Raw genomic sequence first — 11,134 nt, forward strand, 5'->3', positions numbered from 1 at the left:
GTACGAACACGAATAGCGGCTGTTGCGGCGCTGGCGATGACTGGGTCGATGCTGGTGGCGGGGCAGGCTGAGGCGGGCGGGGTACTGAGGCCTGTGGCAACCAATCTGGATGGTCCACGGGGTGTGGCGACGTATGGGCACAAGGTGATCTACAGCGTCACGGACGGTTCGGTCTATGCGACCGATGGTCACAAGCGGTGGAAGTTGGGGCAGGTGCCGGGCGGGTTCCCGCCGGCGATCGACACCAACGCCTGGGGTACGACGTACGCGCTGACCGGCGCGGGTGGTGAGCCGGGTCAGCCGATCCCGCCAGGTGGTGCGACCCTGTACCGGTTGCGGCCGGGGAAGGCGCCGATCGTGGTCGCGGATATCGCGAAGTACCAGGCGAAGGATCCGGATCCGTACAACCTGGGCGATCCGCCGACCGAGTCCAACCCGTACGGCGTGGCCGCGTTGAAGGACGGCACGGTTCTCGTGGCGGATGCCGCGGGCAACGACCTGCTACGGGTCTGGCCGAACGGGACGATCAAGACGGTCGCCCGGTTGAAGCCGCGGGTCGTCAAGACGCCGGCCGGGCTGGGATCGGAAGCGCCACCGGCCGGTACGCCGATCCCGAGCGAGGCGGTCGCGACGTCGGTCACGGTCGGCTCGGACGGTTACTGGTACGTCGGTGAACTCCGCGGATTCCCGGCCACCAAAGGGACCTCGCAGATCTGGCGGATCAAGCCCGGTTCGGTGAATGCCGTCTGCGATCCGGTGAAGCCGCGGAAGGGGCACTGCAAGCGGTACGCCGACGGGTACACGTCGATCGTCGACCTGGCCGGGGGACCGCACGGCAAGCTCGCCGTGGTGCAGCTGGCGCGCGACAGCTGGCTGAAGTTCGAGATGGGTGGTTCGCCGATCGGCTCGCTGATCGTCCAGGACAAGTGGGGCCACCGGCGAGAACTTGCCCGCGGCAAGCTCAACCTCCCCGGCGGTGTCGCCTACAACCGCTGGGGCGACCTCTACGTCTCCGCACCGATCTTCGGCCCCGGAGCCGTCTACAAGATCCGCTAACGTCCGAACAACCGGAGGCGGGCCCTCCGGTCCTTCGGACGTTGCGCGGGGACGTTAGGTGGCTGGGGTGCCGCGTTCGCCGTAGACGGCGGTTACCAGGGCGATCAGTAGGGCGGCGAAGAACATGTGGATGAGGACCAGGACCCAGGGGAGGTTGGTGAAGTACTGGGTGAAGCCGACTGCGCCTTGGAGGAGTTCGGCGGCGAGTAGCCAGGACGCCAGTTTGCGGAGGGTGCGGGAGGTTGCGGTCACTCGGGTTGCGATCACCAGGGCGATCGTGATGCCGAGGAGGCCGAAGACCACGTCGGCGTGCAGTTGGCTGATCAGTTCCTCGTCGAAGCCGTTCCGGCCGGTGTCCGGGTCGCCTGAGTGCGGCCCGGCGCCGGTCACGAGGGTGCCGATGGCAACGGCCAGCCAGACGGCCACCACCGATGCCGTGGCCAGTGCCCGGACGACCGGGGGAGTGTGCGGGTAGGGGCTGGTTCGGGAGCGGCGCATCATCGAGACGGTCAGCGTGATGATGATCGGCGAGACCAGGAAGTGGGCGGAGACGATCCACGGGTTCAGACCGGTGAGGACACTCACACCGCCGATGACGGCCTGCAGCGGTACGCCGAGCGCGGCCGCGGTCGCCAGCCTGCGCAGGTCCCGGCGGATCGGGCGGTACCGCATCACGGCAAGCCAGGTGCCGATCGCAACGATCGCGACCACGAACCCGAGCATCCGGTTCCCGAACTCGATCGCCCCGTGCATCCCGAGCTCGGGGTGCGGCACGTACGACGAGTCCGTGCAGGACGGCCAGGTCGGGCAGCCGAGCCCGGATCCGGTCAGCCGGACGAGACCGCCGGTGACCACGATGCCGATGTTGACGATCACCGAGGCCCAGCCCCAGCGCCGGACCGCGTCCAGGCTCGGCTCGGGCACCAGGCGCCAGAACCGGCCGACTGGTTCAGTCTGTTGGGGCGGAAGTTCGGTCGTCATCACCGGCACACTCTAAAGGTCGGTCCCACTCGGAAGATCAGTCCCATCGGAAGGTTCGGGAGACCAGGTAGCCCAGGACTCCGGCCCACAGCGCCAGCGACAGTGCGGCCGCCCACGGGATGATCCCCTCGACCGTCGAGTTCGACAGGCCACTCGCCAGCGCCGCACTCGGCAGCAGCCGGACCACGCCCTGCATCGCCTCCGGGTACTCATCGACCGGCGTCATCACCGCACCACCCGCCAGCAGCAACAGATACAGCAGGTTCGCAGCCGCCAGCGTCGCCTCAGCCCGCAGTACACCGGCCATCAACAGACCGAGCGACGCGAACGCCGCCGTACCGCAAAGGACCGTCAGTACGACGCCAACCACCGCGGTCGCGCCTCCGACCGGCTTCCAGCCGAGGGCGAACCCGGTCCCAATCAGTACGGCGAATTGGATCACCTGCACGATCAGTACCGCGCCGATCTTCCCGGCGAGCAGCCCGCCGCGCGACAGGGGAGACGCTCCGAGCCGCTTGATCACGCCGTACCGGCGTTCAAAACCGGTCGCGATCGCCAGCGACGTGAACGACGACGACAACACAGCAAGAGCAAGAACCCGCGGTACGGCGTCGTCGATCGGCCGGCCTTCGCCGAGTGGCAGCCGGTTGCCCAGCCCGGTCGCACCCAGCAGGAGCAACAGCCCGAGCGGGATGACGAGCGCGAGCAGCAGCTGCTCGCCGTTGCGGATCAGCAGCCGGAATTCCATCCGGGTGTGGGCGAGCACCTTGTGCCGCCACGGCGCACTGCCCGGCTGTGGCGCGTAGGTGGCGGTCTCGGTGCTCATCTCTGCTCCCGTGCGGGCGGCGCGGTGAGCGCCAGGTAGACGTCCTCCAGCGACTTCGTACCGTGTTCTGTCAGCGTGTCCGGAGTGCCGGAGGCGATCAGCTTCCCGGCGGACATCACGTGCACCTGGTCGGACAGCTGCTCGGCCTCGTCCATCGCATGCGTCGTCAGTACGACGGTCACCCCGTCATCCCGCAGGTCGCGGATCAGCTGCCAGATCTCGCGGCGCCCATGCGGGTCGAGCCCCGTGGTCGGTTCATCCAGGAACGCGATCTCCGGCCGCCCCACGATCGCCAGCGCCAGTGACAGCCGCTGCTTCTGCCCACCGGACAACCGCCGGTACGGCGTCTTTCCGCAGGTCCCAAGGTCGAGCCGGTCGACGAGGGTGTCGAGGTCGAGCGGATGCGAGTGCAGCGTCGCGACGTACTTCAGCATCTCGAGCGCGCGGACCCCGGACCAGGCGCCGCCGTCCTGCAGCATCACGCCGATCCGCGGCATCAATTCGTCGTGGTCGGCGATCGGGTCCAGCCCGAGCACCCGGACCTTGCCGGAATCCGGCCGCCGGAACCCCTCGCAGGTCTCCACGGTCGTGGTCTTGCCCGCGCCGTTGGGCCCGAGCACGGACGTGACTGTGCCGCCGGTTACGGTGAGACTGAGACCGTCGACCGCGGCCTTCTCGCCGTACCGCACGACGAGGTTGTCGATCTCCACCGCGACTGGCACAAACCGCAGTGTAGGGAACAGGTGAACGTGACCTCGCTCACGCCCTGCCCTTTGGCTCAGCGTGAGTCCGCGGAGAAGGCGTGAACCGGTTAGGGCAGCCTTATTTGAAGGGCCCGGGTATTTACGCGACACTGATGTTGTGAAAACTTCCGCGACATCCGGAGCGGCGCCTGCCGGCACCGGCAGTGCGCGGGACGAGTCGACCCGGGACCGGGTCGCTCGGTCCATTCTGACCAACGGTCCGTCCAGCGCCGCGGTGCTCGCTGAGCGCCTCGAGCTGACGCCTGCCGCTGTCCGGCGGCACCTCGACCACCTGCTCGAGGAGGGCCTGGTCGAGTCCCGCGAGGAGCGCGTCTACGGCCCCCGTGGCCGCGGGCGCCCCGCGAAGGTCTTCGTGCTGACCGACACCGGCCGGCACGCGTTCCACCAGGCGTACGACGACCTGGCGGCCACCGCGCTGCACTTCATCGCGGAGGCCGGCGGTGACGAGGCGGTGGCGGAGTTCGCGCGCCGCCGCGCCGTCGAGGTGGGACAGCGGTACCGGGAGCTGGTCGACGCGGCTCCCGAGAGTGACAAGGCAGAGGCGCTGGCCCAGGCGCTGACGGCGGACGGCTATGCCGCGTCCACCGCCGAGCGGGGCCAGGGCGCTCAGCTCTGCCAGCACCATTGCCCGGTCGCGCACGTGGCCGAGCAGTTCCCCCAGCTGTGTGAGGCCGAGACCGAGGTGTTCGCCACCTTGCTCGGCCGGCACGTCCAGCGGCTGGCCACCATCGCCCACGGCGACGGTGTCTGTACGACGCACATCCCGGGACCTGCGGTGAATTCTGCCGGGCCCGTTTCCTCTGTATCCGACGGCGAATCTGCGAGGACTGCACGATGACGCAAACCGCTCACCCCGAACTGGAAGGCCTCGGCAACTACCAGTACGGCTGGTCCGACTCCGACGCCGCCGGCGCGGTGGCCCAGCGCGGCATCAACGCCGACGTGGTGCGTGGCATCTCGGCGCTGAAGAGTGAACCCGAGTGGATGCTCGACCTGCGGCTGAAGGGCCTGAAGCTCTTCGACCGCAAGCCGATGCCGTCGTGGGGCGCCGACCTGTCCGGGATCGACTTCGACAACATCAAGTACTTCGTCCGGTCGACCGAGAAGCAGGCGACCAGCTGGGAAGAGCTTCCCGAGGACATCAAGAACACCTACGACAAGCTCGGTATCCCGGAGGCGGAGAAGCAGCGCCTGGTCGCCGGCGTCGCCGCGCAGTACGAGTCCGAGGTCGTCTACCACCAGATCCGTGAGGACCTGGAGGAGCAGGGTGTCATCTTCCTCGACACCGACACCGGCCTGAAGGAGTACCCGGAGCTCTTCCAGGAGTACTTCGGCTCCGTGATCCCGGTCGGCGACAACAAGTTCGCCGCGCTGAACACGTCGGTCTGGTCCGGCGGCTCGTTCATCTACGTGCCCAAGGGCGTCAAGGTGGACATCCCGCTGCAGGCCTACTTCCGGATCAACACCGAGAACATGGGCCAGTTCGAGCGGACGCTGATCATCGTCGACGAGGACGCCTACGTCCACTACGTCGAGGGCTGCACCGCGCCGATCTACAAGTCGGACTCGCTGCACTCCGCGGTCGTCGAGATCATCGTGAAGAAGGGCGCCCGCTGCCGCTACACGACGATCCAGAACTGGTCGAACAACGTCTACAACCTGGTCACCAAGCGCGCCACCTGTGAGGCCGGCGCGACGATGGAGTGGATCGACGGCAACATCGGTTCCAAGGTGACGATGAAGTACCCGGCCGTCTACCTGATGGGTGAGCACGCCAAGGGCGAGACACTGTCGGTCGCGTTCGCGGGCGAGGGCCAGCACCAGGACGCCGGCTCGAAGATGGTGCACAACGCGCCGTACACGTCGAGCTCGATCGTGTCGAAGTCCGTGGCCCGCGGTGGCGGCCGGACGTCGTACCGCGGTCTGGTCGAGGTGGCGCCGGGTTCGCACCACAGCAAGTCCACCGTGCGCTGTGACGCGCTGCTGGTCGACACCATCAGCCGTTCCGACACCTACCCGTACGTCGACGTCCGCGAGGACGACGTGGCGATGGGGCACGAGGCGACCGTCTCCAAGGTCAGCGACGACCAGCTCTTCTACCTGATGAGCCGGGGGATGGCCGAGGACGAGGCGATGGCGATGATCGTCCGCGGCTTCATCGAGCCGATCGCCCGCGAGCTCCCGATGGAGTACGCGCTGGAACTCAACCGGCTCATCGAGCTGCAGATGGAAGGGGCCGTCGGCTGATGTCGACCGAAACTCTGGTTGCCACTGGCAACAAGGCGCATTCGCACGGGCCGGGCTCCCCGGTTCCGCTGCAGGCCAGGAGCGAGCGGCCGACGTCGTACGACGTCGATGTCTTTCCCGTGCCCAACGGGCGTGAAGAGGAGTGGCGCTTCACGCCGATCAAGGCGCTGAAGGGCCTGTTCGAGGACACCGAGCCGACCGAGACGCCGAAGATCGACGCCTCCGGCCCGGAGCGGGTCACGATCGAGACCGTCGTCGCCGACGCGCTCAAGGTCCTCACCCCGCAGGACCGGCCGTCCGCGATCGCCTGGAAGCAGTCCCCGTCCGCGCTCGCCGTGCGGATCCCGAACGAGGCCGAGCTGACCGAGCCGGTGCACGTGAACGTGGCCAGCCTCGGCGGCCGTGGGTACACGCACCTGATCATCGAGGCCGGCCGGCACAGCCGCGGTCTCGTGATCATCGATCACACCGGCGCCGGTGAGCTGGCCAGCAACGTCGAGATCAAGGTCGGCGACGGCGCCGAGCTGCGCGTCGTGAGCATCCAGCAGGGTGACCACGACTCGCTGCACCTCGCCCAGCACGACTCGCTGGTCGGCCGCGACGCCAAGCTCAAGCACGTCGTCGTGACGCTGGGCGGCAAGGTCGTCCGGATCAACGCCAACGTCCGGTACGCCGGTCCTGGTGGCGACGCCGAGTTCCTCGGGGTGTACTTCGCCGAGGGTGGTCAGCACCACGAGCACCGGTTGTTCGTCGACCACGAGGCCACGAACTGCAAGAGCAACGTGCTCTACAAGGGTGCGCTGGCCGGTGACCACGCCCGCTCGGTCTGGATCGGCGACGTACTGATCCGCGCCGCGGCCGAAGGCACCGACACCTTCGAGCTGAACCGCAACCTGGTCCTGACCGAGGGCGCCCGCGCCGACTCGGTGCCGAACCTGGAGATCGAGACCGGCGAGATCGAGGGCGCGGGACACGCGTCCGCGACCGGCCGGTTCGACGACGAGCAGCTGTTCTACCTGCAGGCCCGTGGCATCCCCGAGGACGCCGCCCGCCGGTTGGTCGTGTCCGGCTTCTTCAACGACATCATCGGCAAGATCGGTGTCCCCGAGGTCGTCGAGCACCTGCACGAGGTGATCGAAACCAAGCTGGCCCGCACTGCCGAGCTGAGCGCCTCAGCGAAGGCGGCGCTCGGCCAGTGAGCGACAGCTTTGAGCGCGCCTGCGCCGCCACCGACGTACCGGACGAGGGAGTCGTCTCGGTGGAGATCGGTGGCGTCGAGGTCGCGGTCGTGAAGAGCGAAGGACAGTACTTCGCGGTGCGGGACGAGTGTTCGCACGCGCAGATCCAGCTGTCCGAGGGTGACGTCGGTGGGTGCGAGATCGAGTGCTGGTTGCACGGGTCCCGCTTCGACCTGCGCACCGGCGAGCCGACCAGCCTGCCGGCGTACGACCCGGTCCCGGTCTATCCGGTCCGCCTCGACGGCGACGACGTACTCGTCGATGTGAAGAACCCTCTCAACCAGCCAGCCCTGTAAACACCCAGACGGAGATAGAAGAAACCTCATGGCGACACTCGAGATCCGCGACCTGCACGTGTCGGTCGACACCGAGAACGGCCCGAAGGAGATCCTGCGCGGCGTCGACCTGACCATCGCCGGTGGTCAGACGCACGCGATCATGGGCCCGAACGGTTCCGGCAAGTCCACGCTGGCGTACTCGATCGCCGGTCACCCGAAGTACAACGTCACCAGCGGCACCGTGACGCTGGACGGCGAGGACGTCCTGGACATGGCCGTCGACGAGCGCGCCCGGGCCGGCCTGTTCCTGGCCATGCAGTACCCGGTCGAGGTCCCCGGTGTGTCGGTGTCGAACTTCCTGCGCACCGCCAAGACCGCCATCGACGGCGAGGCCCCGAAGCTGCGCACCTGGGTCAAGGACGTCAACAAGGCGCTGTCCGACCTGGACATGGACTCCGACTTCGGCAACCGCAACGTGAACGAGGGCTTCTCCGGTGGTGAGAAGAAGCGCCACGAGATCGTCCAGCTGGAGCTGCTGAACCCGAAGATCGCGATCCTCGACGAGACCGACTCCGGCCTCGACATCGACGCGCTGAAGATCGTCTCCACCGGCGTCAACCGGTTCGCGGAGAAGGGTGACAAGGGCGTTCTGCTGATCACCCACTACACCCGGATCCTGCGCTACATCAAGCCGGACTTCGTGCACGTCTTCGTCGACGGCAAGGTCGCCGAAGAGGGCGGCGCCGAGCTGGCCGACGAGCTCGAGGCCAACGGTTACGAGCGCTTCCTGAAGGCAGCCGCCAAGTGACCGACGCCCGGACGTTCAGCAGTCCCCTGGACCTGCAGTCGGTCCGGGCGGACTTCCCCATCCTGTCGCGCGAGTTGGCCGGCGGATTCCCCTTGGTCTACCTGGATTCGGCGAACTCTTCGCAGAAGCCGACCCAGGTGGTCCAGGCGATCTCTGATCACTACCTGAAGCACAACGCGAACGTCGCCCGTGCCATGCACCAACTCGGTGCGGAGGCGACGGCGGCGTACGAGGGCGGCCGGGACAAGGTGGCGGCCTTCATCGGCGCGACCAACCGGGACGAGATCGTCTTCACCAAGAACGCCTCCGAGGCGCTCAACCTGGCCGCGCACTCACTCGGCGCTTCGCTGAAGCCGGGCGATGTCGTGGTGATCTCCGAGATGGAGCACCACAGCAACATCGTCCCGTGGCAGCTGCTGTGCGAGCGCACCGGCGCGACGCTGAAGTGGTTCGGCGTCACCGAGGACGGCCGGCTCGACCTGTCGAACATCGACGAGCTGCTCACCGAGCAGACCAAGATCGTCTCGCTCACCTGGGTCTCGAACGCGCTCGGCACGATCAACCCGATCGCCGACATCGCGGTCAAGGCGCACGCGGTCGGCGCGACCGTCGTCGTCGACGCATCGCAGGCGGTGCCGCAGTTCCCGGTCGACGTGTCCACGCTCGGGGTGGACATCCTCGTCTTCACCGGGCACAAGGCAGTCGGCCCGACCGGAATCGGCGTCCTCTGGGGCCGGTACGACCTGCTCGCCGCGCTGCCGCCGTTCCTGGGCGGTGGCGAGATGATCGAGATCGTCCGGATGACCGGTTCGACCTTCGCCGCACCGCCGGCCCGGTTCGAAGCCGGTACGCCGCCGATCGCGCAGGCGGTCGGTCTCGGCGCTGCCCTGGACTACCTGTCCGGGATCGGGATGGACAAGATCGCGGCACACGAACACGCGATCGTGGAGTACGCGCTCGAAGGGCTGAAGACGGTTCCCGGGCTGAAGCTGCTGGGTCCGACCGACGCGGTCGATCACGGTGCCGCGATCAGCTTCGAGCTGGACGGCGTCCACCCGCACGACGTGTCGACCGTGCTGGACACGCGGGGCATCGCCGTACGGGCTGGTCACCACTGTGCGCGTCCGGTGCACGAGCGGTTCGGAATGCAATCGTCGACCAGAGCGTCTTTCTACCTGTACACGACTCCCGAGGAGATCGACGCGCTCGTCGACGGACTCGGATTCGTCCGGTCATTCTTCAAGGTGGACTGATAATGCAGCTCGACAGCCTGTACCAGGAGATCATCCTGGATCACTACCGCAGCCCGCACCACGCCGGGCTCGCGGACCCGTACGACGTGGAGGTGCACCACGTGAACCCGTCCTGCGGGGACGAGGTCACACTCCGCGTCGAACTCGACGGTGACACCGTGAAGGGCGTCACCCACCACAGCGTCGGCTGCTCGATCAGTCAGGCGGCGACGTCGGTGATGTCGGACCTGGTGATCGGCAAGCCGGTCGCCGAGGGAATGGCGACGTACGAGAAGTTCCTCGAGCTCATGCAGAGCCGGGGGAACATCGAGCCGGACGAAGAGATTCTGGAGGACGGCGTCGCCTTCGCGGGCGTCGCGCAGTTCCCCGCCCGCGTCAAGTGTGCGCTGCTGGGCTGGTCCGCCTGGCGCGACGCCACCGCCCAGGCGCTGGCAGCCAACCAAGGAGTGAAGAATGCCTGACCAGACCGACGAGAAGATCGAGCTGCCCGAGGTCGACCTCGAAGCGGCCGCGGCGGCCCAGGCGGCCGGTCCCGGCGCGACTCCGCCCCCGGTCGAGGACGTACTCGAGGCACTCAAGGACGTCGTCGACCCCGAGCTCGGCATCAACGTCGTCGACCTCGGCCTCATCTACGGCGTCACCGTCGACGACACCTCCACCGCGATCATCGACATGACCCTGACGTCCGCGGCCTGCCCGCTGACCGACGTGATCGAGGACCAGACCCGGATGTCCCTCGAGGGCCTGGTCAACGACTTCCGCATCAACTGGGTCTGGATGCCCCCGTGGGGCCCCGAAAAGATCACCGACGACGGCCGCGACCAACTCCGAGCCCTCGGCTTCAACGTCTGAGCGCAGAGTTCCCAGCACCACCCAAGCCAAGCCCGGGGCCACCACCCCGGGCTTCGCTGCGCCATCCCCACCTCCCCCTGGCATCAGTCGCGAGGCTCGCCACCCCGGCATGACCGTTTCCACCGAGTATGACGAGAGTCCCCGGAAGCCCTTTTACCGGCGACACACTCCCTCCACTCGACGCGCGACTCCTCGCACGTGCACGGCGGCTTCGGCCACGGGGCACGCTGGGTTAGTCGCGGGATGGCGTGGATGAGGTCCGCGTGAATCAGGGTGAGTTGCAGGTGGTGCCGGACGTGCGCCACTGACCAAGAGCGCCTACGCCCACGGGAGCAGCACGCGCTGAGCCTGAACCCCGGGGGCCGACCGAGGTTGGACAGTGGTGGCGGTCCGCCCCATCCGCCCCCGCCTTCCGGGCACGCCCGAGCCCCGCCTCGTTGCAATCCTCCGACCGACAGGACGTATACCTCCACTGTGCTGCCGCGAGAGCGGTGCCGAGCGTGCGTTCTGCGTGTAGCACCCATATACGTCCTGTCCGTAGGAGGGCGCGGCGTCGGGAAGGACACGTAGTAGTCGGCGACGGCTTCCGCGCTCAGGCTCAGGAGCTCCGCCGATGGGCTCGGAGTAGACACCTCTACGTGTCCTTACCGACGCTCGGTGCAATCCTCCGACCGACAGGACGTATACCTCCACTGTGCTGCCGCGAGGGTGGTGTTGAGCGTGCGTTCTGCGTGTAGCACCCATATACGTCCTGTCCCTCGGAGGATCGGGCCGCCCGCGGCGCGGTGGGGTGGGGGATGGGCTAGCGTCGGGTGGTGACTCGGATTGTGG

12 protein-coding genes are annotated in these 11,134 nt (G+C 67.7%); 9 read left to right on the forward strand and 3 right to left on the reverse strand.

The annotated features are described in order from the left end of the window. A partial coding sequence (locus tag E1261_RS38210) for a ScyD/ScyE family protein (RefSeq protein ID WP_238176690.1) occupies positions 1–1,056 on the forward strand: 1,056 nt, incomplete at its 5' end. Positions 1,057–1,110: 54 nt separating this feature from the next. Here E1261_RS38210 and E1261_RS38215 read toward each other — a convergent pair. The 3 genes from E1261_RS38215 to E1261_RS38225 are packed head-to-tail and all read right to left on the reverse strand — an operon-like array spanning position 1,111 to position 3,585. Then, complete coding sequence (locus E1261_RS38215) at positions 1,111–2,037, reverse strand: COX15/CtaA family protein (protein WP_132414643.1); 927 nt, start codon at positions 2,035–2,037, stop codon at positions 1,111–1,113. A gap of 37 nt (positions 2,038–2,074) precedes the next feature. Next, positions 2,075–2,863: an ABC transporter permease gene (locus tag E1261_RS38220; protein WP_132414634.1), complete on the reverse strand. Its 789-nt coding sequence runs from the start codon at positions 2,861–2,863 to the stop codon at positions 2,075–2,077. Then, positions 2,860–3,585, reverse strand: coding sequence for an ABC transporter ATP-binding protein (locus E1261_RS38225; RefSeq protein ID WP_338033975.1), 726 nt, complete (start codon positions 3,583–3,585; stop codon positions 2,860–2,862). The genes E1261_RS38220 and E1261_RS38225 overlap by 4 nt, the downstream gene beginning before the upstream one ends. 139 nt (positions 3,586–3,724) lie before the next feature. Between E1261_RS38225 and E1261_RS38230 the strand changes: the two genes are divergently transcribed. From E1261_RS38230 to E1261_RS38265, 8 genes are read left to right on the forward strand one after another with little or no spacing between them, the layout of a single operon-like run. After that, complete coding sequence (locus tag E1261_RS38230; protein ID WP_132414635.1) at positions 3,725–4,465, forward strand: helix-turn-helix transcriptional regulator; 741 nt, start codon at positions 3,725–3,727, stop codon at positions 4,463–4,465. Then, positions 4,462–5,874: a Fe-S cluster assembly protein SufB gene (sufB, locus tag E1261_RS38235; RefSeq protein ID WP_132414636.1), complete on the forward strand. Its 1,413-nt coding sequence runs from the start codon at positions 4,462–4,464 to the stop codon at positions 5,872–5,874. The genes E1261_RS38230 and sufB overlap by 4 nt, the downstream gene beginning before the upstream one ends. Beyond that, positions 5,874–7,073, forward strand: coding sequence for a Fe-S cluster assembly protein SufD (sufD, locus tag E1261_RS38240; RefSeq protein WP_132414637.1), 1,200 nt, complete (start codon positions 5,874–5,876; stop codon positions 7,071–7,073). The genes sufB and sufD overlap by 1 nt, the downstream gene beginning before the upstream one ends. Continuing rightward, positions 7,070–7,408, forward strand: a complete 339-nt coding sequence (locus E1261_RS38245; protein ID WP_132414638.1) for a non-heme iron oxygenase ferredoxin subunit — start codon at positions 7,070–7,072, stop codon at positions 7,406–7,408. Before sufD ends, E1261_RS38245 begins: the two co-directional genes overlap by 4 nt. A 28-nt stretch (positions 7,409–7,436) precedes the next feature. After that, positions 7,437–8,198 (forward strand): Fe-S cluster assembly ATPase SufC, encoded by a 762-nt coding sequence (sufC, locus tag E1261_RS38250; RefSeq protein WP_132414639.1) that lies wholly within the window; start codon positions 7,437–7,439, stop codon positions 8,196–8,198. Continuing rightward, a complete protein-coding gene (locus tag E1261_RS38255; RefSeq protein ID WP_132414640.1) occupies positions 8,195–9,451 on the forward strand; it encodes a cysteine desulfurase in 1,257 nt (418 codons plus the stop codon). Before sufC ends, E1261_RS38255 begins: the two co-directional genes overlap by 4 nt. 2 nt (positions 9,452–9,453) lie before the next feature. Further along, positions 9,454–9,912, forward strand: coding sequence for a Fe-S cluster assembly sulfur transfer protein SufU (gene sufU, locus E1261_RS38260; protein WP_132414641.1), 459 nt, complete (start codon positions 9,454–9,456; stop codon positions 9,910–9,912). Then, positions 9,905–10,303 (forward strand): metal-sulfur cluster assembly factor, encoded by a 399-nt coding sequence (locus E1261_RS38265; RefSeq protein ID WP_132414642.1) that lies wholly within the window; start codon positions 9,905–9,907, stop codon positions 10,301–10,303. The genes sufU and E1261_RS38265 overlap by 8 nt, the downstream gene beginning before the upstream one ends. Positions 10,304–11,134: the final 831 nt, after the last annotated feature.

The organism is Kribbella albertanoniae (assembly GCF_004348455.1).
GTDB classification, from domain to species: domain Bacteria; phylum Actinomycetota; class Actinomycetes; order Propionibacteriales; family Kribbellaceae; genus Kribbella; species Kribbella albertanoniae.

Excerpts from the sequence above, each read along its gene's own strand:
- sufC (WP_132414639.1), top strand. The coding sequence starts at position 7,437 with ATGGCGACACTCGAGATCCGCGACCTGCACGTGTCGGTCGACACCGAG.
- E1261_RS38220 (WP_132414634.1), bottom strand. The coding sequence starts at position 2,863 with ATGAGCACCGAGACCGCCACCTACGCGCCACAGCCGGGCAGTGCGCCG.
- sufD (WP_132414637.1), top strand. The coding sequence starts at position 5,874 with ATGTCGACCGAAACTCTGGTTGCCACTGGCAACAAGGCGCATTCGCAC.
- sufU (WP_132414641.1), top strand. The coding sequence starts at position 9,454 with ATGCAGCTCGACAGCCTGTACCAGGAGATCATCCTGGATCACTACCGC.
- sufB (WP_132414636.1), top strand. The coding sequence starts at position 4,462 with ATGACGCAAACCGCTCACCCCGAACTGGAAGGCCTCGGCAACTACCAG.
- E1261_RS38265 (WP_132414642.1), top strand. The coding sequence starts at position 9,905 with ATGCCTGACCAGACCGACGAGAAGATCGAGCTGCCCGAGGTCGACCTC.
- E1261_RS38215 (WP_132414643.1), bottom strand. The coding sequence starts at position 2,037 with ATGACGACCGAACTTCCGCCCCAACAGACTGAACCAGTCGGCCGGTTC.